The organism is Cryobacterium sp. (assembly GCF_025463825.1).
In the GTDB taxonomy this organism is placed as follows: Bacteria; Actinomycetota; Actinomycetes; order Actinomycetales; family Microbacteriaceae; genus Cryobacterium.
The window spans coordinates 21938-45219 of record NZ_JAODBG010000075.1; the positions used below are offsets into that span (position 1 = coordinate 21938).

The following is a 23282-nucleotide window of genomic DNA, read 5'->3' on the forward strand; positions in this document are numbered from 1 at the left end:
CGGCGGGCGTCTCGCGGGTCAGTAGTCGACGCGACGGCTGAAGCTGCGCTTGGCGCGCGGACGGGCGGAGCAGAAGGCCTCGGCGCGCAGGCGCACGAGCTCGTGCGGCTGGAGACCGGCCGAGGCCGCGAAGTCCTCGAGGGAGCCGAATCCGCCGCGCCTGGCGCGGTCGGCGATCACGGTCTTGGCCAGCCCGCGATCCATGCCGGTGAGTCGTGCCAGGGTGCGCTGGTTCGCCGTGTTCACGTCGATCATTTCGGCGGGGGTGGCCGGCACCGGCGGCGCGGCGGCCGCGGCCTGCTGGCTTTGCTCGGCTCGGCTCGCCCGGCGTCGGCGCGGAGCCGGCGGGGCGTCGGCGAGATAGTCGGACCTGGCGGTTCCCCTGCCGCCGAGCAGCTTCTGCGCTTCCTCCGGAATCGCCGCCGCGCGCTGCCGCGGACCGGTCGGCGGGCGGTTCCTGGCGTTGCCCGGGCGCGCGTTGCCGAAGATCGTGAGGCCGTTCTCGCGCCGGCCCCACAGCAGCAGCAGCAGCAGCCACGAGCTGGTGCCGAGGCGCCACCACACCGTCGGTCCCGCGTTCGCCTGGGCCGCGCTCGCCTGGACCGCGGTGGCCCGGAAGCGACCTGGAGCGTTTGTCATCGGTGCGCTACGCCTCGGTGCGGACGTTCAGCACCATGGTCACGGCGTCATCCGCCTCCCGGGTCTCCGAGACCAGGTCGAAGCCGGAGCTTTCCCCGCGCAGCCGGATCTTCTGAGCCACGGCCTGCTGCACCATCAGCGCGTATTCGCCGTCGAGCCGCTGCAGCAGTTCGCTCGCCCGCTCGACGGGGACCTCGCGGCCGTCCAGGCTCTCCACGTGCGCCTCCCAGGCCGCGTCCTCGGTGAGCGTCATCGTCAGCGAGACGCCGTCGATCTCGGCCGTGACGAGCGTGGCGGACACGTCGACCGCCGTGGCGCCGAGGTTGGTCAGGGCGGTGGAGAGCAGGGTGCTGTCCTTCATGCGGGTGCGCACCCGGATCTCCGGTGCCGGACCGGAACCGTTCTTGCCCCTGGCGGTCAGAGTCGCACCGAGCGCGCCGACACCACCGGCGGCGGCGGCAGCGGCCAGGGCGATGGGAAGGAGGATGAGGGTGACACTCATGCGAGTCTCGCTTTCGTTCCAGGCCGGTCCTGTCGGGGACCGAGGTCATGCAGAAGGTGTTCGAGGGCCGCGTCGTCGGCCCAACCGTTCACGTCGATCCGGCCGTCCGGGTGGATGCGGATCTCCAACCGGGCGCGCCCGCCCTCCCGTTCGATCCGGGCGACCTCCTCGGCGTACACCGGGGTGAGCGCGCGGATGCCTGGTTCGTCGAACCGAGCCAGGGCCGCACCGCGTCCGGCTGGTCGCGGAGGTACGGTCCGTCCACGAGCAGGTCGGTGGCGGCGAGCAGCCGGGCGATGTCCGGGCGGGTGGCCGCCCACCCGGTGAGTCGGTCCAGGGTGTAACCGGTGAAGGTCATCACGCTCAGCCCGGCGGCGCGGAAAGCCTCGGCGATGGTCGCCAGCCCCGCCGCCTGGTCGAAGGGTTCGCCGCCGAGGAGGGTGATTCCCAGGGCGCCGGCGCGCTCGGCATCCGCCACAAAACCCACGGCGAGCTCGACCGTGTTCTCGAGCCGGCCCCCGCTCGCCGCCCACAGGTGCGGGTTGAAACAGCCGGGGCAGCGCACGCTGCAGCCCTACACCCACAGGGCGGCACGCTGGCCTGGGCCTTCGGCGCCCGTGGCGGGCAGGAACCGCGACCAGCGTAGTTCCGCACCCGCCCGCTCGACAGGCTCGACCGTGCCGAGCTCCGGCGTGGCACCGCGCACCCGGGGAGTGGCGAGCAAGGTCACCGGGTGCCGTCCCAGTTCTGCGCCGACGTCTCCTGCTCCGCCTTGACCTGGGAGTAGGCGTCGGTGAACGACGACGAGGTCGTCTCCGCCTCGAGCAGGTTCTCGAGCTCGGCGATGTGATCGAGGCATTCGCTGCCGGACGGAGAAGGTGCGGATGCGCCGGCGGGCGGAGCTCGATACGTGACGCGTCCCTCTGCTGGAAGGGGTGCCGGTTGCGCCCGCTGCCGGTGCGCGGCCTCCAGCCGGGACCGGCTCACCACCGTGGCGCCGATGAGCAGCGCCAGGCAGACCAGCAAACCGGCGCGCAGGTCGACAGTGGTGGGCGGGGCTCCGGTTGTGCCCAGGATCAGACCCGTCGCGATGGCCACACAGAACGTGGCCGAGAGGCGTTGGGTGAGCTGCAGGAACGAGGCGGCGACACCGCGGAAGGCATCCGCAGCAAAGCCCAGCGTGATAGCCCGCAGCGGCGGTTCAACCAGGCCCGCCGTGAGCCCGGCGGCGACCTCGGTGACCACGATCACCGCGACCAGCGTGTCGCCGGAAAACCACAGGGTGGCCAGGCACAGCGCCGCCAGGGCCAGCACCTGGGAAGCCAGGCCGATCGTCACGCTCGCTGGGCCCAGCCAGGCGAAGAGCCGCGAGCTGAACCCGGATGCGGCCGGCCGGGCGGCCGCGCTGGGCACCAGGACCGCCGCGACCAGCAAGGGGGAGAGGCCCTCGCCCTGCAACAGGAAGATCGTCACAATGCCGATGTGCGCGACGACCGCGCCGAACCACAGCAGCGCCACGACGTTGCCGGCGACGAACCCGGGCGACCGCATCAGGGCAGGAACGAACAGCGGGTTTCTACCCGTCGCCGCGTACCGCCGCTCCCAGAGCACCTGGGCGGCCAGCAGCAAAACCACGGAGCCCACGACCGCCGCGAGGACTCCGCCGGTGATACCGGGATCGATCACCGGCAGGGTGACGAGCACGACGATCGCGCCCAGTACGGTGATGCCGGGCAGATCCAGGTGCGGCCGGCGGCCGGCGGGCGCGCTCGCGCGGCGCCGAGCGCAGCAACCCGGCCAGGAAAACGGTGACGAGCACCGGGGGCACGCTCAGCAGCACGACGGCCCGCCAGGCGAGCGCATCCGGCAGGGTGGTAAGCACCAGCCCGCAGGCGAGCGGGCCGAAAATGGCGGCGGCGGCGCCGGCCATCGAGTACAGGGCCAGGGCGCGCACCCGGCCCGGCCCGGCGAACTCGTCCTGGATGATGCCGAGCACCTGTGCGCTGATCAGCCCGGCGCCGAAGCCCTGCACCAGGCGCCCGGCAACGGCGATCCAGATGGTCGGTGCCAGGCCGGAGGCGAGCGTGCCGAGCACGAAGACGGCCAAGCCAAGGATGAACAGGCCGCGGCGGCCGTAGGCGTCACCGAGCCGCCCGCCGGGCACCAGACCCAGGCCGAAGCTGAGGGAGTACGCGGCCAGGAACCACTGCACGCCATTGGTCTCGGCGTGCAACTCGGAGCCCAGGTACGGCACCGTGTAGGTGATGACGGAGGCATCCACCAGGGTGCCGAAGCCGGCGCCCAGGCAGCAGAGCAGCGCGAGGCGTCGGTGCCGCTGTGAGCGGTTGAGTGCATCCGGTGTCATCGGTTCTCCGTTCATGGTGACCAAAGAGAAACGCGACAGCAGTTGTCTCGAGAGAGTGTGGAGCTATTCGGCGGCGGTCCAGGCTCCGGTGAGCTGGTCCAGACGCGAGTCCGCGCCGAGGGTCACACCGCCCACATCCGGCTGGGTGGCCAGGATCGACGTGAGCTCGTGCACCGGGATCTGGTAGTACTGGGACGCGATGCGCTCCTGAGCGTCGGCGAGCACGTCGGCGCGGGCGGCCGGGTCACCGGTGGCGAGCTGCTCCTGCAGCAGCGCCTCGAGGGTGGGGTCGTCGATGCGCAGGGTGTTCGCCGCGGCGCTGGAGAAGGTGGTGCGCAGCACGTCGCCGTCGGCGCGGGAGAGGTTCTGCCAGGAGATGTCGAAGTCGCCGCTGGTCTGCTTCTCCAGGAACGACGGCACGTCGCCGCCCTGCAGGGTCAGTTCGATGCCCACGTCCTTGAGCTGCTGTTGCAGCAGTTCGAGTGAGGTCTGGTTGGGGCCGAAGTTGGTGATCCAGTTCACGACCAGCGAGAGGCGGGTGCCGTCCTTCTCGCGGATGCCGTCGTCGCCGAGTTTCCAGCCGGCGCCGTCGAGCAGCTTCGCCGACGTCTTGGGGTCGAACTCGAAGTAGTCGGACTCGTCCGCGTAGCCGGGGGTCGTGGCGGCGAGGATGCTGGTGCCCACGTTGAACTCGTCGTTCAGAGCGGTGTCGCGGATCTCGGTGGCGTTGGTGGCGTGGGCGATGGCCTCCCGCACCGCGATGTCGGCGACGATCGGTCGGGACAGGTTGAAGTATTCGCCGAAGCTGACGCCGGGGTTGCCGCGGCTGACCAGCGGGAAGCTGCTCGCGGTGAGTGTCTCGACGTCGACGGGCTGCACGCCGCCGATCACGTCGACCTGGCCGGAGGTGAGGCTGCCGGTGCGCACGGCCGGCTCGGGCACGATCGGGAACGTGACGCTGTCGAGGTAGGCTTCGCCGTCCAGGTCTCGGGATGCGGGGCTCCAGGCGTAGCCGTCGCGCCGGTCCAGCACGGTCTCGACGTCCTTGGTGTAGGTGTTCAGCACGAACGGGCCGGTTCCCACCACGTCGGCGCCGTTGGCCCGGTCGTCGTAGGGCACCGCGAGGGTGGCGGCACCGACGATGCCCAGCGGCACCGATGACGTGGAGTTGGGGAACGCCGAATTCGGCGTGCTGAAGGTGACCTGGACGGTGTAGTCGTCGAGCACCGTGGTCTCCTGGTAGCCGACGAACGAACTCACGGCCTGGGACTTGGGGCCGGCGGCGATGATGTCGTCGAAGGTGCCCTTCACGTCGGCGGCGGTGAACGGGGTGCCGTCGGAGAAGGTCACGTCGTCCCGCAACTCGAACGTGAAGACCGTGGCGTCCGCGTTGGCCTCCCAGCTCTTCGCCAGCCACGGCTCGAGCTCGTTGGTGTCGGGGTTCTGGTACAGCAGCGAGTCCACCAGCTGGCGGGTGACGTACCAGGTGTCGTTGCCCGATCCGGTGCCGGACGGGTTCAGCGAGATCGGGTCGTTGGCGAGGGCGAACGTGAGGTCGCCGCCCACGGCGGGCTCGGCATCCGTACCCGCAGTGGTGCCGGTGCCGGCCGAGCCGCCCGCGCAGGCGCTGAGGGCGACGGTGAGGGCGAAGGCGGTGCCGAGGAGGGCGGTTCGCCCCCAGTGGAAGCTGCTCATGGTTGTACTCCAGATCGTGTGTGGTGTGAGTGGGAAACGGAGGGGGATACTCTGCTGCCCCGGCCCGGGATGGCGTCGAGCAGGGCCCGGGTGTAGACGTGCCGGGGCGAGCGGAACACGTCGGTGACAGCACCGACCTCGACGAGTTCACCGAGCCGCATGACGCCCACCCGGTGCGCGATCTGGCGCACCACGGCGAGGTCGTGGGAGATGAACAGGTAGCTGAGCCCCAGCGACCGCTGGAGGCTGGCGAGCAGGCCGAGGATCTGCGCCTGGATGGAGACGTCGAGCGCCGAGACGGGTTCGTCGAGCACCAGCAGTTCCGGGTTCACGGCCAGCGCCCGGGCGATGGCCACCCGCTGGCGCTGCCCGCCGGACAGCTCGGCCGGGCGGCGGCCGAGCACCGTCGCCGGCAGCGCCACCACGTCCACGAGTTCCGCCGCGCGCCCCTTGCGGTCGGCTCCGGAGCCCAGGCCGTGCGCGGTGAGCGGGTCGGTGATGATCTGGGCGATGGTCAGGCGCGGGTTCAGCGACGCGTACGGGTTCTGGTGCACCAGCTGGATGCGCCGGCGCAGTTCCCGCAGTTCCCGGCCGCGGGCGGCGGTGATGTCGCGGCCGTCGAAGAGCACCTGCCCGCTGGTGGTGTCGTCCAGGCGCAGGGCGAGCCGCGCCGTGGTGGTCTTGCCGGAACCGGACTCGCCCACCAGGGCGAAGGTCTGGCCGCGCGGCACCGAGAAGCTCACGTCGGCCACGGCCCGGTTCACGCCAGTGCCGGCCCCGCGGGGGCCGGGGAAGTCCTTGACCAGGTTGCGCAGCACCAGCACGTCGGCGGCGTGCTTGTCGAAGCCGGTGGCCGCCACCGGCCGGTCGAGCACGGAGAACGGGTCGCCGGGCGCGCCGCCGAACACCCGGGCGCGGATCTCGTCGGCGAGCGGTTCGAGTGCACGGTCCACGTCGCCGGCGGCGTTCAGGCTCGGCGCCGCGGCAATCAGGGCGCGGGTGTACGGGTGCGTGGGCGCACCGAGCACCTCGGCGGGGGTGCCCTGCTCCACGACGGTGCCCTCGCTCATCACCACGATGCGGTCGGCCCGGTCGGCTGCGATGCCCAGGTCGTGCGTGATCAACAGCACGCTCATGCCGGTTTCGGCGGCCAGCTCGTCGATGTGGTCGAGGATCTGCCGCTGCACGGTCACGTCGAGCGCGCTGGTGGGCTCGTCGGCGATGATCAGGTCGGGGCCGCCGATGATGGCGATGGCGATGAGCACCCGCTGGCGCATCCCGCCGGAGAGTTCGTGCGGGTACTGGGCGGCGCGCAGCTCCGGTTCGGGCAGGCCGGCCCGGCGGAGGGCTTCGATCGCGGCGATCTCGGCGTTCTTGCGGTCGGCGAGGCCGTGGATGACAAGTACCTCGGCCACCTGCGTGCCGATCCGTTTCACCGGGTTGAGCGACACGGTCGGGTCCTGCGGCACCAGGCCGATGCGGCGGCCGCGCACGGCGCGGAGGTCCTTGCGGCCGGCGCCGACGAGGTCGGTGCCGTTGAACCGGATGCTGCCGCGCACGATGCCGGCCTGCTTCGCGAGCAACTGCACGATGGCGTGCGCGGTGGTGGACTTGCCCGACCCTGACTCGCCGACGATGGCCACGCGTTCGCCGCGCCCGATGGTCAGGCTCACATCGCGGACGGCGTCGATGGTGCCGGCCGCGGTGCGGTACTGCACCGCCAGGCCGTCGATGTCGAGCACCGGGGTACCCGGTGCGGGGGCCGTGACGTCGCTCATCTGCTGCGCCTTTCGTCGGAGTCCAGTGCCCGGGAGAGCGCGTTGGCGGCCAGCACGGTGAGGGCGATCACGATGCCGGGCAGGGTGGTGAGCCACCAGGCGGTGGTGAGGAAGTTGCGCCCGGTGGAGACCAGGGAGCCCCACTCCGGGGCGGGCGGCTGGGCGCCGTAACCGAGGAAGCTCAGCGCGGAGATGGCGAGGATGGCGGTGCCGAATTCGAGGGCGGCGAGCACCATCACCGGGCCGGCGGAGTTGGGCAGCACGTGCCGGAAGAGCACCCGCGACCAGCGGTTACCCGACGCGAGCGCGGCTTCCACGTAGACGGCGTTGCGCACCCGGATCACCTCGGAGCGCATGATGCGCGACACCGCGGCCACACTGCCAAGGCCCACGGCGATGGCCACGTTCACGGTGCCGAAACCGAGCACCGTGATCAGCGCCAGCGAGAGCAGCAGGGCGGGGATGGACAGCAGCACGTCGCTGATGCGCATGATCACGTCATCCACCCACCGGCCGATGAACCCGGCCAGCAGGCCCAGCAGTGACCCGACCAGCAGGCCGATGCCCACCGCGATGAGCGCGGCCTGCAGGGTGAGGGCGCTGCCGTAGACCACCCGGGCGAACAGGTCACGGCCGAGCTGGTCGGTGCCGAACCAGTGCGCGGCGGACGGGCCGGTGAGTTTGTCGGCCGGGACCCCGTCGATCGGGTCCTGGCCGGTGAACAGGCCCGGCGCCAGGGTGGCGACGAGCACCAGCACCAGCCACACGACCGCGAGAACGGTGCCGGGGTGGCGGCGGAGGTTCAGGACCAGCCGGGCGAGCCGGCCGGCTGCGCCGCGGGCGGTGCCCCCCGGGGCGCGGCGGCGGCTCGCGACGGCGTCGGCGAAGCGGTTGCCGGCGGTGCCGACGAGACCGTCGGTCGCGGTGCTGGTTTCGGAGGTGCGCGTAGTCGTCATGCGGGAACTCCGGTCTGCACGCGGGCCACCCGGCGGCGGCCGATCACGATCCGCGGGTCGAGGATGGGGTAGATGAGGTCGACGAGCAGGTTGGTCAGCACGAACACCGCGGCGGCGAACAGCACGATGCCCTGCACCAGCGGGATGTCCTGCTGGGCCACCGCCGTCGCGGTGACCCGGCCGAGGCCGGGGCGGGAGAACACGGTCTCGGCCACCACTGTGCCCGACAGCAGCTGCCCCACGATCAGGCCGGTGACCGTCAGTGCCGGCAGGGCGGCGTTCCGCAGCGCGTGCCGGAAGTGCACCCGGGCGGGCCCGGCACCCTTGGCCCAGACGGTGTCGATATAGGGCTCGCGCAGGGTGTTGGCCAGGCTCTTGGACAGCAGCTGGGCGATGGTCGCGCCGGTCGGCAACGCCAGGGTGATGGCCGGCAGCACTGCGGCGGCGAAACCGACGTTGCCCACGGCGGGAAACAGCGGGATACCGAACGAGAACCACTGGATGAGCAGCAGCGCGAACCAGAACCCGGGCACGGCCACGCCCAACGGCGGCAGGGCCAGCAGCAGTCGGCCGAGCGCGGCGTTGCGGCTGAAGGTGGCCAGAATCGCCAGACCCGTTCCGAACACGATGGCCAGCAGCAGGCCGAGGGCGGCGATCTGGATGGTGGACGGCAGCGCCTCGCCGATCAGTTCGGTGACCGGCCGGCCGGTGGGGATGGACTGGCCGAGGTCACCGCGAACCAGTGCGACGAGCCGGTCGAAATACTGCACGATCAGCGGTTTGTCGAGGCCGAACTCGGCGCGGAGGGCATCCAGCTGGGCCGGGGTGATGTCGGTGGCGTCGGGTCCGGCGATCAGCCGGGCCGGGTCGCCCGGCAGGGCGTAGAGCACGAGGAACGAGACGGTGTAGGCCGCCCACAGCACCCCGATCGCCTGGGCCAGGCGGCGGATGATGTATCGGGTCACGGCTGGCAACTTTCTGGTGGGGCGCGAAGAGGAGGGCTGGACACAGGCTAGACAGCGGGTCAATCGGCCGGCCGCATTGTTACCCGGCGTTGCGTCCGTGACCTCGTGTTACCGCCCGGTAGGCCTCAAGCCCGGCGGCGTGCCTAGCGTGGGGGAAACCTCAGTGACATTCCAGCCACAGCGAAAGGACCACACCATGACCGCACGATTCCACCTCGGTATCGCCCTCGACGGCGCGGGCTGGCATCCGTCGGCCTGGCGTGAACCGGATGCCCGCCCCACCGAACTCTTCGATTTGGCCTACTGGGTCGACCTGGTGCGGATCGCCGAGGCGGCCGGCATCGACCTGGTCACCTTCGAAGACGCCTTCGGGCTGCAGTCCGCCGGCTTCGGCGGCGTCGACGACCGCCACGATGAGGTGCGCGGCCGGCTCGACGCGCTGCTGCTGGCCGCCGCGATCGCGCCGCACACCAGCCGCATCGGGCTGGTCCCCACCGTCACCACCACGCACACCGAACCGTTCCACGTGGGCACCGCCACCGCCACCCTCGACTACGTCAGCGAGGGCTGGGGCGGCTGGCGCGTGCAGGTCTCCGGGCGGGCGCACGAGGCCGCGCACGTCGGCCGCCGCACCCTCCCTCCGCTGGACCCCGGCGCTGTCGTAGCGGGCACCGACCCGGCGCAGACCGCGCTGATCGAGCAGCTCTTCGGCGAGGCCGCCGACACCATCGAGGTGGCGCGCCGGCTCTGGGACAGTTGGGAAGACGACGCCATCATCCGCGACGAGCCCACCGGCCGCTTCATCGACCGCGACAAGCTGCACTACATCGACTTCGCCGGCGATACCTTCACGGTGAAGGGCCCGTCGATCACGCCGCGCCCGCCCCAGGGCCAGCCCGTGGTCTTTGCGCTCGCCCACCAGAAGGTGCCGTACGAGCTGGCCACCGCAGCCGCCGACATCGTGGGGATCACCCCCAAGGACGACGCGCACCTCACCCAGATTCTCGGCGAGCTGGCGGACGCGGCGGCCACCGTCACGCGCACGGCCCCTGAGCCGTTGCGGGTGTGGAGCGAGGCCGTGATCCTGATCGAAGACAGCCCCCAGGAGGCCCGCGCGGCCCTCGCCCGGCTGGACGCCGCGCACGGCGCGACGTACACCTCGGACACCGTCATCCTCGCCGACACCGCCGCGAACGTGGCGGCGCAGCTGCTCGCCTGGCACGATGCCGGCCTCGACGGGGTGCGGTTGCGCCCCGCCCGGCTGCCCGCCGACCTGGTGCGGATCACCGCCGAGGTGGTTCCCGCGCTCGCCGCCGCCGGGGTGCTCGACCGGCCCGCCGGCGCGGGCACCCTCCGCGAGCGGCTCGGGCTGGGCGTGCCGGAGAACCGCTACGCCGCATCCGCCGACCCCGCCCCCGGCGCCCTCCGCAACGACCCTGCTGACCACAACCTGATCGGAAGCGCCCGCTCATGACCCTCACCTCCGACGCACCCGCGCGCACCCGCGCAGAGCGACCGCTCAAGCAGGTGCACCTCGCCGCGCACTTCCCCGGCGTGAACAACACCACGGTCTGGCGCGACAACAGCACTGCGGCCAGCCAGATCGCCTTCTCCTCCTTCAAGCACTTCGCCCAGAACGCGGAGAAGGGCAAGTTCGACTTCCTCTTCCTCGCCGAAGGGCTGCGGCTGCGCGAGCACAAGGGACTCATCCACGACCTCGACGTCGTGGGCCGGCCCAACACCCTCGCGGTGCTCGCCGGAATCGCCGCCGTCACATCGCACATCGGCCTGGTCGGCACCCTGAGCAGCACCTTCAACGAGCCCTACGAGCTCGCCCGACAGCTCTCCTCCCTCGACCACCTCTCGGGCGGCCGGGCCGGCTGGAACATCGTGACCACGTTCGACGCGTTCCACGGCGAGAACTTCCGCCGCGGGAAGTTCCTCGACGGCGCCGACCGGTACGCCAGGGCCGAAGAGTTCGTGGCCGTGGCCCGCCAACTCTGGGACGCCTGGTCGCCGGACGCCATCGCCGCCGACAAGGCCGGCGGCGACTTCCTCGCCGAGGACGCGATCGGGCTGGTCGACCATCATGGCCCGCAGTTCGACGTCACCGGGTTCCCGACCCTGCCGCAGAGCCCCCAGGGCCGCCCCGTGATCGTGCAGGCCGGCGACTCCGCCGACGGGCGCGGCTTCGCCTCCCGCACCGCCGAGGTCATCTTTTCCCGGCACGCCAAGTTCGAGGACGGCCAGAAGTTCTACACCGACGTCAAGGGCCGGCTGGCGGCCGTCGGGCGCCACCGCGACTCGCTCAAGATCCTGCCGGCGGCCACCTTCATCCTCGGCGACACCGAGCAGGAGGCGCGGGAGCGCTCCCGCGAGACCGCGCTGCTGCAGGTGAGCCCGCAGACAGCGATCGCGTTCCTCGAGCAGGTCTGGGGCACCGACCTCGGCGGCTACGACCCGGACGGACCGCTGCCGGACATCGACCCGGTCAGCACCGACCAGGGCGTCACCCGCGGCCGGGTGCGACACGACTCCGACCCGGCCGCCATCGCCCGCGGCTGGCGCGCGCTGGCGGAAGCCGAGGGGCTGAGCATCCGGGACCTGGTCATCCGCTTCGCCGCCACCCACACCTTCGTGGGCACCCCGGTGCACGTGGCCGAGACGATCAACCGGCACGTGCAGGAGGACGCCTCCGACGGCTTCGTCATCGTCGGCAGCTCCAACCCCACCGGGCTCGACGAGTTCGTCGACCGCGTGATACCCGAACTGCAGGAGCGCGGCGTCTACCGCACCGAGTACGAGGAGGGCGCGACATTGCGCCGCACCCTCGGCCTGCCGGTCTGACCCGCACCCGATCACCCAACGAAACTGGAGACGCTCATGACCGATCAGACCACCACCACGCCAGCCACCGCCGAGCCGGAGCTCCTGGACGCCGAGGCCGCAGCAGCGTGGGTGCATAACGGCGCCGTGCTCATCGATGTGCGCAGCCTGCCCACCCGCGAGCGGGTCGGCGGCATCAGTGGGGCGACCGTGGTCGACCGGGAGCGGCTGCCGGAGCTGTTCGGGGCGGATTCGCCCGAGCGGCTCACGCAGGTGCACTCCGACGAGCACCCCATCGTGGTGGTCTGCGGTAGCGTGGCCGGCTCCCGCCCGGTCGCGGACTGGCTCGTCGAGCACGGCCACACCGCCGTCGCCCACGTCGAGGGCGGCTTCGAGGCCTGGAAGGTCGCAGGCCAGCCCACCACTCCCGGCACGGAGTCCTAACCCGGCGTGCCAGCGAATATCGCTGGCGGCAAGAAAGGACAAAGGCAGGAAGAAAGGACGGGATTGCTGATTCCGTCCTCAAACAGTCACTTCTTCCATATTTCGAGGTGCCGGAGCTACTCGCGCGGCAGGCCGGCCGGGTTGACCTCGGACTCGGAAACGGCCTCGCTGGTCAGGCCCCAGCGCTCCAGGACCTCGGCGTACTCGCCGCCCTCGATCGAGGCGTTCAGCGCGAGGGCGACGCCCTCGATCAGGCCGTTGTCCTTGAGGGTTCCCGCGGCGATGTTCGCGTGCTCCGGGAAGCCGCCGTTGAACGTGCCGACCAGCTTGGTCTCACCGTTCTCGGCCGCGTCGTCGTCGAAGTACTGGTACTGAACCGGGTCGAGGCCCGCGGCGATGTTCTCTTCATCCCAGGCCTGCAAGATCTTCTCCTGGTTCGTGCCGGAGCCGACGACGACATTGAGGCCGGCGACATCCTTGGCCTCGGTGATCTCTTTGATCTGCGAGTCGGCCTTCACGTAGAAGCCGAGCAGGTCTTCGCGGTAGCTGGCGAAGTCGTAGAGGTCCTTGCGCTCCTCGGTCACGGTGACGTTGGAGGTGATGAGGTCGTACTTGCCCGACTGGATGCCGAGGGGCCAGTCCGCCCACGCGGCCGGCTGCAGGTTGAGCTCGAGCCCCAGGCCGTCGGCGATGAGCTGGGCGATGTCGGTCTCGTTGCCGATCAGGGTGGTGTCATCGTCGGCGTACAGGCCGAGCGGGGCGACGTAGGGGCTCACCACCACGGTGAGCTTGCCGGCCTCGATGGGCGCGAAACCGCTGGCCTCGATCGCGGCGACGGCTTCGGGAACCTCGTCCTGGCGTACCCGGTCCTGGTCCGGGCCGAGGTTGAAGGCGAGAGTCTCGCCCGCGGCGGCCGGGGTGGCCTCCGCGCTGTTACTGCTCAGCACCGCGGCGGTGATGCCGCCGGCGACGAGGGCGACGGCCGCGACGCCTCCAATGAGAACCGCTGTCTTCTTCTTGATAGCCATGATGGGTGGACCTCTCTACTGCGTCGGTGATTCGAACACCTGCACGGGAGTGCCGACCTCGAGCACGTGGCCGCCGTCGATAAAGACGATGCGGTCGGCCACCTCCCGGGCGAAGCCGGTCTCGTGGGTGACGATGATGAGCGTGGTGCCGAGCTTCGCGAGGTCACGGATGACGTCGAGCACCTCGCCGACCAGCTCGGGGTCCAGCGCCGAGGTGGGCTCGTCGAAGAGGAGCACCTTGGGCGTGAGTGCCAGCGCCCGGGCGATGGCGACCCGCTGCTGCTGGCCACCGGAGAGCTGCCGGGGGTAGGCATCCGCCTTGTCGGACAGCCCGACCTTGGCCAGCAGGCCCAACGCCAGCTCGCGGCCGTCGGCCTTGTTCACCCGCTTCAGCGCCACCGGAGCCTTGGCGATGTTCTCGGCCGCGGTGAGGTGCGGGAACAGGTTGAAGTTCTGGAACACCACCCCGACCTGGGTGCGGCGTGTGAGGATCTCCTTCTCCTTGAGCTCGAAGAGCCGCTCGCCGCGCTGCTCGTAGCCGATCAGCTGGCCGTCCACGGTCACCCAACCCGCATCGACGCTCTCGAGGTGGTTGATGGTGCGCAGCAGCGTGGACTTGCCCGAACCGGACGGGCCGAGGATGGCGACCACCTCGCCGGGCTGCACGGTGAGGTTCACGTCGTGCAGCACCTCGTGGCCGGAATAGCTCTTGGAGACACCGCGGATCTCGACCAGGCCGCGGGTGGCGGCCTCCGTCGTGGTGCTCATAGTCGGAAGCTCTCTGACTTGGCGTCGAGGCCGGCGCTGGTGGGCGTGCCGGGTTCGTCCAGCCGTGCCCACTGCACGCTGATCCAGCGCCGGGCGGCCTGGAGCGGGGTGGGTGGCAGCACGCGTTCGGCGCCGCGGGCGAAATGTCGCTCCACGTAGAACTGGCCGATGCTCAGCACGGTGGTGAGGATGATGTACCAGATCACCGCAACGAGCAGGAGCGGGATCACCTGCTGGTTGCGGTTGTAGATCACCTGCGCCACGTAGAACAGCTCGCCGAGCGCGATCACCGACACGATGGAGGTGCCCTTGAGCAGCCCGATGATCTCGTTGAACGCGTTGGGCAGGATTGACCTGGCCGCCTGCGGCAGGATGATCTGGAGCACCCGCACGTGCCGGGGGAGGCCCAGGGCTGCGGATGCCTCCAGCTGGCCCTGGTCGACCGAGAGGATGCCGCCGCGGATGATCTCGGCGGAGTAGGCCGCCTGGTGCAGCGAGAGCCCGAGCACAGCGGCGGCGAACTGGCTGATCAGGGTGATGGTGTCAAAGCCCACCAGGTAGGTGTCGGTGAACGGGATGCCGAAGCCGAGCCGGGGGTAGAGGTAGCCCAGGTTGTACCAGATCAGCACCTGCACGAGCAGCGGCACGGACCGGAAGAACCAGAAGAACGACCACGACACCGAGTTCAGGATCGGTGACTTCGACAGCCGGGCCAGGGCAAGGATCGTGCCGAGCAGGAACCCGAGCGAACCGGCCACCGCGGTGAGGGCGAGGGTGAGGCCCAGGCCCCGCAGAATCGCTGCAGCACCACGAACAGCACCAGCGCGCCGAAGATCCAGCGCAGGTAGTGCCGGGTGTGCACCACCGTGAGCGTGTTGAAGTCGGTGCCGCGGTTGACCACGACGGGGGTGGCGGATGGTGCGGTGAGCGTTTTTTCGACGGTGCCGGTCATGGCCTCAGTCGCCCTCTGCCGGTGGCACGAAGCCGGGATTCTTCGCCCGGTGCTCGGCCAGGGCCACCTCGTGGGCCCGGGTGATGCCGGGCACGTCGAGCGGGGTGGCGTCCAGGCTCTTCGCGAAGGCGTGGATGATGACCTCCTCGGGGGAGAGGGCCGGGTCGAACAGCGGGGTGTACCCGGTGCGCAGGTACAGGTTCTTCGCCTCGGGCTGGCGGGGCCCGGTGGTGAGGAAGACCCGGTCGTAGCCGCGGCGGCGGGACTCGTGCTCGAGTTCGGCGACTACCAGCCGGGCCAGGCCCTGCCGGCGGTGCGTCGCTGCGGTCCAGATGCGCTTGAGTTCCGAGGTGTGCTCGTCGAAGCGCTTGAAGGCGCCACCGGCGATGGGTGTGCCGCCGCGCAGCAGCAGCACGAACGCGCCGTGTGGGGCAGCGAACGCCTCCACCGGATACCGCCGGATCTCGACGGAGGCACTCTCACCGAAGAACGAGCCGTAGCGGGAGTCGTACTCCTGGGCCAGTTCGGTCAGCAGCGGTTCGGCCAGCGGGTCATCGGCGGACACGTAGACGAAGGTGTCCTCGTCCGTGGCGTTGCCGGTCCGGGGTGGGTCAAGCAGCGTCACGAGAAGACCCCTTCTCGGAAGCGGAAGCGGAAGCGGAAGCGGATGCGGCGGCGGCGTCGCGCTTGGCAACTTCCTCGCGCACCAGCGGGATGACATAGCGGCCGAAGTCGACGGTGTCGTCGACGTAGTCGTAACCGCGGGCGGAGATGATGTCCACGCCCAGGTCGATGTAGTCCAACAACGCCGCAGCGACCTGCTCCGGTGTGCCGACGAGGGCGTTCGAGTTGCCCCGGCCGCCGGCAGCTTTGCCGGCCTTGGTCCACAGGGCCTTGTCGAACCGGTCGCCCTGCTCGGCGATCCGCAGCAACCGCTGCGAGCCGGCGTTCTCCGGTGAGTGCAGCGCCGCCACCTGCTCGGGGGTGGCGGTCGTGGCGACCCGTTGCTCGATCTTGCCGAGGATGTCCTCCGCCTTTCGCCAGGCGAGGGCCTCGGTGGCGGCGATGATCGGGCGGAACGCCACCTGGATGCGCGGACGCTCGGTGCGGCCGGCCGCGAGGGCGGCATCCGTGATGGTCTGGATCTGCTCGGCCGTGTCGGCGAGCGGTTCACCCCAGAGCGCGAAGATGTCGGCTTCGACCGCGCCGATCGAATAGGCGGCGGGGGACGAGCCGCCGAAGGAGATCTGCGGGCGCGGGCTCTGCGCCGGGAAAATGTCGCTGACGAAATCCTCGAACCGGTAGTGGCTGCCGACGAAGCTGAACGCCTCGGTGCTGGTCCAGGCCTGCTTGAGGATGCGGATGTACTCACCGGTGCGCTCGTACCGGTCGTCCTTGCTGAGGTGGTCGCCCTCGGCGGCCTGGTCGGCGGTGGAGCCGCCGGTGATGACGTGCAGGTTGACCCGGCCGGCACTGATCTGGTCGAGGGTGGCGACCACCTTGGCCGCGTAGGTGGGGTAGGACACGTTGGGCCGGTGCGCCAGCAGGATCTTCAGGCTGTCGAGCTTGGCGGCCACGAGCGCGGCGATCGACGCGGGGTCGGGGGAGCCGGAGTGATAGGCGAAGAGCACCCGGTCCCAGCCGTGGTCTTCGTGCGCCCGGGCCAGGCGCAGCGTGTAGTCCAGGTCGAAACTGGGGCCGGTGCGCGGCTGGGTCTCGCTGCCGTTGTTCAGTGCGGCGATGCCGAGGAATTCGATGGGCATGTTCTCACGTCCTTTCTCTCCGCGCGCCGGGTGTGGCGCATGAGCCGAACGTAAGCGGCGGCATCCCGGCCGGGCAACGATCCGCCTTCACAATTCGTCACGTCGTCACGGTGAGTCATATTCGCGCCGGATTCGGAGCGGACCGACGAATGTTGTGTCATGAGCAGTGCAGATACCACCCCGGACACCGACAGCTCGCCCCTCTCGGTCGCGGTGATCGGCGCCGGTCCCCGCGGGGCCGGCGTGCTCGAACGGCTGGCCGCCAACCTCGGCACCGAATGGACCACCGACCGGCCCCTCGTGCTGCATTTCATCGACCCGTTCCCCGCCGGGCCCGGCCGAATCTGGCGGTTCGACCAGTCCCCACTGCTCAAGCTGAATTCGATGGCGGCCGACGTCACCATGTTCACCGACGAGTCCTCCGTGATCGACGGCCCGGTGCGGCCCGGCCCGTCGCTGATCGACTGGGTCGACCGGGTACGCACCGGCAGCATCGAGCTGCCTCCCGTGGATGCGGCGCTCGCCGCGGAGATCAGCGTCCTCACCGGTGCCGACTTTCCCACCCGCCGGCTGCAGAGCCTCTACCTCGACTGGTTCTTCCGAGCCGCGGCCGACGAGCTGTCGGATGCCGTGGGCGTCGAGGTGCACCCCGCCCGCGCGACGCGGGTCGACGACCTGCCCGGCGGCGACCAGCTCGTCACGCTCGACGACGACAGCACGATCGTCGCCAACGTGGTGCTGTTCTCGCTCGGCCACAACGGCTCCCAGCCCGAGCCGGCGCACGCCGAGCTGGCCGGTTTCGCCGCCCGGCACGGGCGGGTCTACCTGCCGCCGGCGTTCACCGCGGATGCCGACCTGAGCCCGATCACCCCCGGCCAGAACCTCATCGTGCGCGGCTTCGGCCTCGCCGCGGTCGACCTCACCGTGCTCCTCACCGAGGGCCGCGGCGGCCGGTTCAGCCACGACGACTCCGGCCGGCTGGTCTACTCGCCGAGCGGCGACGAACCGCGCCTGTTCCTCGGCTCCCGCCGCGGGGTGCCGTACCGGTCCAAAATCAGCTCCACCCTGGTGGGCGAGCGCCCGGCGCCGCGGTTCTTCACACCCGAGGTGGCCGCCCGGCTGGAGTCCGGCAGCGAGAGCCTGGACTTCACCGCCGACATCTGGCCGCTGATCGCCCAGGAGAGCCTGTGGGGCTACTACCGCGAACTCTTCACCGGGCACCCGGAACGGGTGAGCCTGCCCTGGGCGGAGTTCGCCGACCGGTTCGCGGCGATCGACCCGCGCGCGCTGCCGATCGCGGCCGGCACCCCCGTGGCCGCAGCGGAGCGCCGCTCCAGCCATCCGCTCGTCGAATTCGGATCGGATGCGCCCGCCATCGAGCGCGACATCACTCGTTTTCGCGACCTGGTCGTCGCGGGGGTGCCCGACCCGCTCGACCGGATCTTCCTGCCCGAGTTCGACCGGCCGCTACACGGCCTGCGGTTCGGCTCGGCCGAGGATTTGCAGGCGGCGCTGCGGGAGTACATCCAAGGCGACCTCGCCCTGCGCACCCGGCCGGAGCACTCCGCGACGCTGGGCCTGTTCGTGGCCCTGCTGACCAGCCTGTTCACGCTGTCGGACATCATCGACTCGCCCAAGTGGACGGCCGAATCCCGGGTGCGGGACATCCACGGCTGGTGGCTGGGCTACTTCAGCTTCATCGCCAGCGGACCGCCCGGGCACCGGCTGGACGAACTCGTGGCGCTGTCCGAGGCCGGGATCGTGGAGTTCCTCGGCGGTGACCTGGAGGTTCAGGCCGACGAGGCCACCGGGCTGTTCCGCGCCGGCAGCGCCAACGTCGACCGGGTGGTCACCGCCGCGGCGCTGATCGACGCGCGGCTGCCCGACACGAGCGTCTCCCGCAGCGACAATGACCTGCTGCGCGCCCTAATCGCCGAGGGCGGCGCAGTGGAGGAGCTGGTGGCCGACGGCGACTACGTCGGCAGCACCGGCCGGCTGCTGGTGCGCCAGCTGGACACCCGGGTGGTGGACGCGAGCGGCGCCCTGCACGAGCGCCGCTTCGCGATCGGGCCATACACGAACTCACCGTTCGTCGGCGCGTTCTCCCGGCCGCGCACCAACGCGATCTCCTTCCGCGAGAACGACAAGGTCGCCCGCGCGCTGCTCCGCCACCTCGCGACCCTGCACACCCCCGCGCCCGCCACCGCGGAGTGCGAGACGGCCCACGAACGACACACAACGTTACACAGCGTCGAACCGTGACACGAACCGGGCGCCGGGCCGCCGACCCGCCTAGCGTGGGGACATCGCGGCGTACCCAAGTGGACCAAGGGACCGGTTTCATATTCCGGTATACGCAGGTTCGAATCCTGCCGTCGCGTCGAGCGCCCCACGGGCTCGTGCGACCCGCGCGGATGCCGGAGTGCATCTAGGCTGCTGGGATGAGTACCCCGAGCGCCGTGAGCACCCCGAAGCGGCTGATCCTGAACCTGTTCGAGATGAACACGGTGAGCCACATCACGCACGGCCTCTGGCGCCTGCCCGGCAACAACCGGCACCGCTTCAACGACATCGAGTACTGGACCGAGCTGGCCACGATGCTCGAGGCCGGCGGCTTCGACGCGGTGTTCCTGGCCGATGTTGTCGGTGCCTACGATGTCTTCCGGGACGGTTTGGAGACCGCGCTGCGCGAGGGGCTCCAGATCCCGAGCAGCGACCCGATGCTGGTCATCCCGGCCATGGCGGCGGTCACCACGCACCTCGGCTTCGGCGTCACGTTCTCCACCAGCTATGAACCGCCGTTCGCGTTCGCCCGCCGGATGAGCACCCTCGACCACCTCACCAAGGGCCGGGTCGCCTGGAACATCGTCACCTCCTACCTGCCCAATGCCGCCCGCAATTTCGGTCTGGCCGACGAGATCCCGCACGATGAGCGCTACGCGATCGCCGACGAATACCTCGACGTGCTCTACAAACTGTGGGAGGGCTCCTGGGACGACGACGCGGTTCTCCGCGACACCGAGCACAACGTCTATACCGATCCCACCAAGGTGCGCTACATCAACCACGTGGGGGAGCACTTCTCGGTGGCCGGGCCGCACCTGACCGAGCCGTCCCGGCAGCGCACCCCGGTGCTGTACCAGGCCACGGCGTCCAGGGCCGGCATCGACTTCGCCGGCCGGCACGCCGAGGTCGTGTTCACCGGCGGACCCAGCTACGAAAAGGTGCTCGCCGGCATCCAGGCGATGCGGGACGCCGTCGCGGCGAACGGCCGGTCGGCCACCGACATCAAGTTCATCGTGCAGGCCGGCATCGTCGTGGGCCGCACCGAGGAGGAAGCCGCCCAGAAGCTCCGCGCCTACCGGGAGCTCGCCAGCGTGGAGGGGCGTCTCGCGCACCAGAGCGTGCCCTTCGACCCGATGGCGCACGAGCCGGGCACGACGGTCCGGGATGCGTTGATCGCCGAAGGCAAGCAGGATGCGCCCGGCGCGGCCTTCCTGCCGTTGGAGAAGACCGTGGCCGAGTACCTGGCCGGCCTCAAGGAGTCCTGGGACGAACTGTTCTTCGTCTGCGGCACCCCGGCCACGGTGGCGGACGCCATCGAGGCCTGGCTCGACGACGTCGGCATCGACGGCATCAACCTGCGCCAGTACCACTCCTTCGGAACCGCCCAGGACTTCATCGAACTCGTCGTGCCCGAACTCCGCGCCCGCGGACGCCTGCGCGAGGCCTACGTGGCTGGCGAGACCCTACGGGAGCGCCTCTTCGGCGGTTCCCCGCGCCTGAGGCATCCGCACCCCGCCACCCGCTACCGAGGCGGCGCCAACCTCCAGGGCTAGTCGGCTCGGGGGGTTAGGCTTTTCGGATGCGTGCAACAGTGATCTACGGCGAGCGGGATATCCGACTCGAAGAAGTACCCAACCCCGTCCTCTCCACCGGAGGCGACGCCATCGTGCGGGTCGTTGCGGCCTGCGTCTGCGGCTCCGACCTGTGGCCGTACCGTGGCGTCACCGCCACCAACGAGCCCCACCGGATCGGCCACGAGTTCGTCGGCATCGTCGACGAGATCGGCCCCGACGTCAGCACCATCAAGGTCGGCGACTTCGTCATCGCACCGTTCTACGACTGCGACAACACCTGCGTGAACTGCCGGAACGGCGTCAGCACCTCCTGCCTGAACGGCGGCTGGTGGGGCGCGAACGACCGGCTCGGCGGCTTCGCCGACGGCGCCCAGGGCGAGCGCGTGCGGGTTCCGCACGCCGACGGTTCCCTCGTCGCCACCCCCGTGCAGCCCACGGATGCCCAGGTCCCTGGCCTCCTCACCCTGGCCGATGTCATGGGCACCGGACATCACGCCGCGGTCTCCGCCGGCGTCACCGCCGGCAGCACCGTCGTCGTGGTCGGCGACGGTGCCGTGGGCCTCTGCGCCATCATCGCCGCCAAGCGCCTCGGCGCCCGGCGCATCGTGGCCATGTCCCGGCACGCCGACCGTCAGGCCGTCGCGCGGGAGTTCGGCGCCACCGATATCGTCGAGGAGCGCGGCGACGCGGGCGTCGAACGCATCCACGAGATGTTCGACGGCGTCGGCGCCGACTGTGTGCTCGAGTGCGTCGGCACCCGGGAATCGATGGACCAGGCGATCCGCTCGGCACGTCCCGGCGGCATGGTCGGCTACGTCGGCGTGCCCAACGGTGGCGCCGAGCTGCCGATCAAGGCCCTCTTCGGCCGGAACGTCGGCGTGAACGGCGGTGTCGCATCCGTGCGCGCCTACGTGGAAGAGCTGCTGCCCGAGGTGCTGACCGGTGCGATCAACCCGGGCCGGGTCTTCGACCTGCAGCTGCCGCTGGCCGAGGTGGCGGAAGCCTACGCCGCCATGGACGAGCGCCGCGCCATCAAGGTGCTGCTGCGCCCGTAGCCGCACCGCACACACGAACGCCCTTCGCTCGAAGCGAGGGGGCGTTCGTCGTGCGGCATGCGCGACTTGCCAGTTCCGGCCCATTGGCGGGCCGGGAGGGGGCCTCAACTGGCTTTTCGCGAGCGGATGTCGGGTGAGATGCCAGTTGGCGCCGGGGTGCCTAGTCGTTGACGAGAACGACGTCGGTGAGGGGCTTGCGGGTGCGCGGGGCGATCTCTCGCGTGAGCAGCTCGGGGGTCAGGTTGTCGGCGTCGCCGAGCACGCCCAGAACCGTCACGGTGACGGCGTTCTGGTTGGCCTTGAGGTGGAACGCGTCGGCCAGGCCCTTGCGGTCGATGCCGCCGAGCTGGTGGCTGAAGAGGCCCTCGTGCTGGGCCTGGATGGTGAGGTGGGCGACGGCCTGGCCCAGGTCGTACTCGGCCCAGGCGTTGTCACCCTCGGCGATGTTGAGGATCAGCACTGAGGCCTTGTCGGCCCACGCCTGGTTGAAGCCCATCAGGTGCTGGTGGATCTTGGTGAAGCTCGCGGAGCCGCGGCGGGCGACGATGAAGCGGGCCGGCTGGTTGTTGTTGCCCGACGGCGCCCAGCGGGCGGCTTCGAGCACCGTGGTGAGGGTGTCTTCGTCGATCACGGCGGTGGGGTCGAAGCCACGTGGGCTCCAGCGCTCAGCCATGGCGGGGAGGATCGGCGCCGTGGTGTCGGCGACGCGGCTGTGGGAATCGGTGATGAGGGTCATGGTGCCCGGCTTTCTATACCAATGAGGTGAATCGGATGTGGGGCACCGTTGTCCCAGTGACTCCAACGCGCGGCGCGCGCAGGTATTCCATGCATTCGCATGTGAGTTTGCTCAGGCTCGCCGAGGCAAGCACTGGGCTCAGCCGGCGGGCGTCTCCGCGGCGGCCAGGCTGTCGCGCACCTGCCGGCGCAGCACCTTGCCCACCAACGACCGGGGCAGGTCGTCGACCTCGACGATGCGGCGCGGCACCTTGTAGGCAGAGATGCGGGTGCGGCAGTATTCGCGCAGGCCCGCAACGTCGAGGGTGGCGCCAGGTACGAGTACCACCGCGGCAATCACGTCTTCCCCGCCGGTCTCGGCCTTGAGGCCGACCACGGCGGCATCGGCGATATCGGGGTGAGACAGCAACGCGGCCTCCACCTCGGACGGCGACACGTTGAAGCCGCCGGTGATGATGAGTTCCTTGATGCGGTCGACCACGGTGACGAAGCCGTCGGACGACACGGTGACGATGTCACCGGTGCGCAGCCAGCCATCCGCCAGCAGCACCTGGGCGGTCTCGGTGGGGCGGTCCCAGTAGCCGGAGAAGACCTGCGGGCCGCGCACGAGCAGCTCGCCCTCTTCGTCGAAGCCGCGGTCCACGGTGGGATCCTTCGGGTCGACGACCCGGATCTCGGTGCTGGGGAATGGAACCCCCACGGTGCCGGGGCGGCGGCTGGGGCCCATCGGGTTGCCGACCGCGATCGGTGAGCACTCCGTCATGCCGTAGCCCTCGACGAGCAGGCCACCGGTGGCGGTTTCCCACAGTTCCACGGTCGCCAGCGGCAGGCTCATCGCGCCGGAGATGGCGTACTTGGTGCCGCGCAGGCTGATGCCCTTCTCGTTCGCGGCCTTCACGAGCTTGTCGTAGATCGGCGGCACGGCGGGCAGGAAGGTGGGCGGGGTGCGCT

The 23282-nt window shown here is 70.4% G+C and carries 23 protein-coding genes and 1 tRNA gene; 7 read left to right on the forward strand and 17 right to left on the reverse strand.

Annotation, left to right across the window (positions count from 1 at the left end; genetic code table 11):
* Positions 1 to 18 precede the first annotated feature (18 nt).
* The 9 genes from JWP54_RS09395 to JWP54_RS09435 form a co-directional block, all read right to left on the reverse strand.
* Positions 19 to 639, reverse strand: coding sequence for a helix-hairpin-helix domain-containing protein (locus JWP54_RS09395; RefSeq protein ID WP_297370855.1), 621 nt, complete (start codon positions 637 to 639; stop codon positions 19 to 21).
* 7 nt (positions 640 to 646) lie between these two features.
* A complete protein-coding gene (locus JWP54_RS09400) occupies positions 647 to 1141 on the reverse strand; it encodes a hypothetical protein (protein ID WP_297370858.1) in 495 nt (164 codons plus the stop codon).
* Between the two features lie 88 nt (positions 1142 to 1229).
* Positions 1230 to 1706 (reverse strand): 4Fe-4S single cluster domain-containing protein, encoded by a 477-nt coding sequence (locus JWP54_RS09405; protein WP_297370862.1) that lies wholly within the window; start codon positions 1704 to 1706, stop codon positions 1230 to 1232.
* A gap of 9 nt (positions 1707 to 1715) precedes the next feature.
* Complete coding sequence (locus JWP54_RS09410; protein ID WP_297370865.1) at positions 1716 to 1871, reverse strand: hypothetical protein; 156 nt, start codon at positions 1869 to 1871, stop codon at positions 1716 to 1718.
* 846 nt (positions 1872 to 2717) lie between these two features.
* Positions 2718 to 3506 (reverse strand): MFS transporter, encoded by a 789-nt coding sequence (locus JWP54_RS09415; protein ID WP_297370868.1) that lies wholly within the window; start codon positions 3504 to 3506, stop codon positions 2718 to 2720.
* A 63-nt stretch (positions 3507 to 3569) separates the two neighbouring features.
* Complete coding sequence (locus JWP54_RS09420) at positions 3570 to 5201, reverse strand: ABC transporter substrate-binding protein (RefSeq protein ID WP_297370873.1); 1632 nt, start codon at positions 5199 to 5201, stop codon at positions 3570 to 3572.
* Positions 5198 to 6979 (reverse strand): ABC transporter ATP-binding protein, encoded by a 1782-nt coding sequence (locus JWP54_RS09425; protein WP_297370876.1) that lies wholly within the window; start codon positions 6977 to 6979, stop codon positions 5198 to 5200. The genes JWP54_RS09420 and JWP54_RS09425 overlap by 4 nt, the downstream gene beginning before the upstream one ends.
* Entirely contained in the window at positions 6976 to 7935 is a 960-nt protein-coding gene (locus JWP54_RS09430; RefSeq protein ID WP_297370879.1) for an ABC transporter permease, read from the reverse strand. The genes JWP54_RS09425 and JWP54_RS09430 overlap by 4 nt, the downstream gene beginning before the upstream one ends.
* Complete coding sequence (locus JWP54_RS09435; RefSeq protein WP_297370882.1) at positions 7932 to 8900, reverse strand: ABC transporter permease; 969 nt, start codon at positions 8898 to 8900, stop codon at positions 7932 to 7934. Before JWP54_RS09435 ends, JWP54_RS09430 begins: the two co-directional genes overlap by 4 nt.
* Positions 8901 to 9096: 196 nt before the next feature.
* Between JWP54_RS09435 and JWP54_RS09440 the strand changes: the two genes are divergently transcribed.
* The 3 genes from JWP54_RS09440 to JWP54_RS09450 are packed head-to-tail and all read left to right on the forward strand — an operon-like array spanning position 9097 to position 12170.
* Complete coding sequence (locus tag JWP54_RS09440) at positions 9097 to 10374, forward strand: LLM class flavin-dependent oxidoreductase (RefSeq protein WP_297370885.1); 1278 nt, start codon at positions 9097 to 9099, stop codon at positions 10372 to 10374.
* Positions 10371 to 11747: an NtaA/DmoA family FMN-dependent monooxygenase gene (locus JWP54_RS09445; RefSeq protein WP_297370888.1), complete on the forward strand. Its 1377-nt coding sequence runs from the start codon at positions 10371 to 10373 to the stop codon at positions 11745 to 11747. Before JWP54_RS09440 ends, JWP54_RS09445 begins: the two co-directional genes overlap by 4 nt.
* A 36-nt stretch (positions 11748 to 11783) precedes the next feature.
* Positions 11784 to 12170, forward strand: a complete 387-nt coding sequence (locus JWP54_RS09450; protein WP_297370892.1) for a rhodanese-like domain-containing protein — start codon at positions 11784 to 11786, stop codon at positions 12168 to 12170.
* A gap of 116 nt (positions 12171 to 12286) precedes the next feature.
* Here the strand turns inward: JWP54_RS09450 and JWP54_RS09455 are convergent, their stop codons facing one another.
* Genes JWP54_RS09455 through JWP54_RS09475 form a run of 6 tightly spaced genes read right to left on the reverse strand, consistent with a single transcriptional unit; the run spans position 12287 to position 16681 of the window.
* Positions 12287 to 13198 carry a transporter substrate-binding domain-containing protein gene (locus JWP54_RS09455; RefSeq protein ID WP_297370895.1) on the reverse strand — a complete coding sequence of 304 codons (912 nt, stop codon included), beginning with the start codon at positions 13196 to 13198 and terminating at the stop codon, positions 12287 to 12289.
* Positions 13199 to 13213: 15 nt separating this feature from the next.
* Positions 13214 to 13966: an amino acid ABC transporter ATP-binding protein gene (locus JWP54_RS09460; RefSeq protein ID WP_297370898.1), complete on the reverse strand. Its 753-nt coding sequence runs from the start codon at positions 13964 to 13966 to the stop codon at positions 13214 to 13216.
* Positions 13963 to 14724, reverse strand: coding sequence for an amino acid ABC transporter permease (locus tag JWP54_RS09465; protein WP_367274205.1), 762 nt, complete (start codon positions 14722 to 14724; stop codon positions 13963 to 13965). Before JWP54_RS09465 ends, JWP54_RS09460 begins: the two co-directional genes overlap by 4 nt.
* A complete protein-coding gene (locus tag JWP54_RS17725) occupies positions 14652 to 14918 on the reverse strand; it encodes a hypothetical protein (RefSeq protein WP_367274206.1) in 267 nt (88 codons plus the stop codon). The genes JWP54_RS09465 and JWP54_RS17725 overlap by 73 nt, the downstream gene beginning before the upstream one ends.
* 4 nt (positions 14919 to 14922) lie before the next feature.
* Positions 14923 to 15543 carry a GNAT family N-acetyltransferase gene (locus tag JWP54_RS09470; RefSeq protein WP_297370901.1) on the reverse strand — a complete coding sequence of 207 codons (621 nt, stop codon included), beginning with the start codon at positions 15541 to 15543 and terminating at the stop codon, positions 14923 to 14925.
* Positions 15530 to 16681: an LLM class flavin-dependent oxidoreductase gene (locus JWP54_RS09475; protein WP_297370905.1), complete on the reverse strand. Its 1152-nt coding sequence runs from the start codon at positions 16679 to 16681 to the stop codon at positions 15530 to 15532. The genes JWP54_RS09470 and JWP54_RS09475 overlap by 14 nt, the downstream gene beginning before the upstream one ends.
* A gap of 159 nt (positions 16682 to 16840) precedes the next feature.
* Between JWP54_RS09475 and JWP54_RS09480 the strand changes: the two genes are divergently transcribed.
* The 4 genes from JWP54_RS09480 (at position 16841) to JWP54_RS09495 (ending at position 21596) form a co-directional block, all read left to right on the forward strand.
* Positions 16841 to 18943 (forward strand): FAD/NAD(P)-binding domain-containing protein, encoded by a 2103-nt coding sequence (locus tag JWP54_RS09480; protein ID WP_297370907.1) that lies wholly within the window; start codon positions 16841 to 16843, stop codon positions 18941 to 18943.
* A gap of 45 nt (positions 18944 to 18988) precedes the next feature.
* Positions 18989 to 19062 (forward strand) — tRNA-Met (locus JWP54_RS09485).
* A gap of 60 nt (positions 19063 to 19122) precedes the next feature.
* Positions 19123 to 20520: an LLM class flavin-dependent oxidoreductase gene (locus JWP54_RS09490; protein WP_297370909.1), complete on the forward strand. Its 1398-nt coding sequence runs from the start codon at positions 19123 to 19125 to the stop codon at positions 20518 to 20520.
* Between the two features lie 26 nt (positions 20521 to 20546).
* Positions 20547 to 21596 carry a zinc-dependent alcohol dehydrogenase family protein gene (locus JWP54_RS09495; RefSeq protein WP_297370912.1) on the forward strand — a complete coding sequence of 350 codons (1050 nt, stop codon included), beginning with the start codon at positions 20547 to 20549 and terminating at the stop codon, positions 21594 to 21596.
* Between the two features lie 160 nt (positions 21597 to 21756).
* On the opposite strand, the gene JWP54_RS09500 is transcribed toward JWP54_RS09495, so the two are convergent.
* Together JWP54_RS09500 and JWP54_RS09505 are read right to left on the reverse strand one after the other, a co-directional pair.
* Positions 21757 to 22332, reverse strand: coding sequence for a nitroreductase family protein (locus JWP54_RS09500; protein ID WP_297370916.1), 576 nt, complete (start codon positions 22330 to 22332; stop codon positions 21757 to 21759).
* A gap of 138 nt (positions 22333 to 22470) precedes the next feature.
* Positions 22471 to 23282, reverse strand: an 812-nt coding sequence (locus JWP54_RS09505) for an AMP-binding protein (protein WP_297370919.1), incomplete at its 5' end; no start/stop codon positions are given.

What these genes read in the sequence shown, in the direction of transcription:
- JWP54_RS09395 (WP_297370855.1), bottom strand. Translation starts at nt 639, where the DNA reads ATGACAAACGCTCCAGGTCGCTTCCGGGCCACCGCGGTCCAGGCGAGC.
- JWP54_RS09400 (WP_297370858.1), bottom strand. Translation starts at nt 1,141, where the DNA reads ATGAGTGTCACCCTCATCCTCCTTCCCATCGCCCTGGCCGCTGCCGCC.
- JWP54_RS09415 (WP_297370868.1), bottom strand. Translation starts at nt 3,506, where the DNA reads ATGACACCGGATGCACTCAACCGCTCACAGCGGCACCGACGCCTCGCG.
- JWP54_RS09420 (WP_297370873.1), bottom strand. Translation starts at nt 5,201, where the DNA reads ATGAGCAGCTTCCACTGGGGGCGAACCGCCCTCCTCGGCACCGCCTTC.
- JWP54_RS09425 (WP_297370876.1), bottom strand. Translation starts at nt 6,979, where the DNA reads ATGAGCGACGTCACGGCCCCCGCACCGGGTACCCCGGTGCTCGACATC.
- JWP54_RS09430 (WP_297370879.1), bottom strand. Translation starts at nt 7,935, where the DNA reads ATGACGACTACGCGCACCTCCGAAACCAGCACCGCGACCGACGGTCTC.
- JWP54_RS09440 (WP_297370885.1), top strand. Translation starts at nt 9,097, where the DNA reads ATGACCGCACGATTCCACCTCGGTATCGCCCTCGACGGCGCGGGCTGG.
- JWP54_RS09445 (WP_297370888.1), top strand. Translation starts at nt 10,371, where the DNA reads ATGACCCTCACCTCCGACGCACCCGCGCGCACCCGCGCAGAGCGACCG.
- JWP54_RS09450 (WP_297370892.1), top strand. Translation starts at nt 11,784, where the DNA reads ATGACCGATCAGACCACCACCACGCCAGCCACCGCCGAGCCGGAGCTC.
- JWP54_RS09455 (WP_297370895.1), bottom strand. Translation starts at nt 13,198, where the DNA reads ATGGCTATCAAGAAGAAGACAGCGGTTCTCATTGGAGGCGTCGCGGCC.
- JWP54_RS09460 (WP_297370898.1), bottom strand. Translation starts at nt 13,966, where the DNA reads ATGAGCACCACGACGGAGGCCGCCACCCGCGGCCTGGTCGAGATCCGC.
- JWP54_RS17725 (WP_367274206.1), bottom strand. Translation starts at nt 14,918, where the DNA reads ATGACCGGCACCGTCGAAAAAACGCTCACCGCACCATCCGCCACCCCC.
- JWP54_RS09475 (WP_297370905.1), bottom strand. Translation starts at nt 16,681, where the DNA reads ATGCCCATCGAATTCCTCGGCATCGCCGCACTGAACAACGGCAGCGAG.
- JWP54_RS09480 (WP_297370907.1), top strand. Translation starts at nt 16,841, where the DNA reads ATGAGCAGTGCAGATACCACCCCGGACACCGACAGCTCGCCCCTCTCG.
- JWP54_RS09490 (WP_297370909.1), top strand. Translation starts at nt 19,123, where the DNA reads ATGAGTACCCCGAGCGCCGTGAGCACCCCGAAGCGGCTGATCCTGAAC.
- JWP54_RS09495 (WP_297370912.1), top strand. Translation starts at nt 20,547, where the DNA reads ATGCGTGCAACAGTGATCTACGGCGAGCGGGATATCCGACTCGAAGAA.
- JWP54_RS09500 (WP_297370916.1), bottom strand. Translation starts at nt 22,332, where the DNA reads ATGACCCTCATCACCGATTCCCACAGCCGCGTCGCCGACACCACGGCG.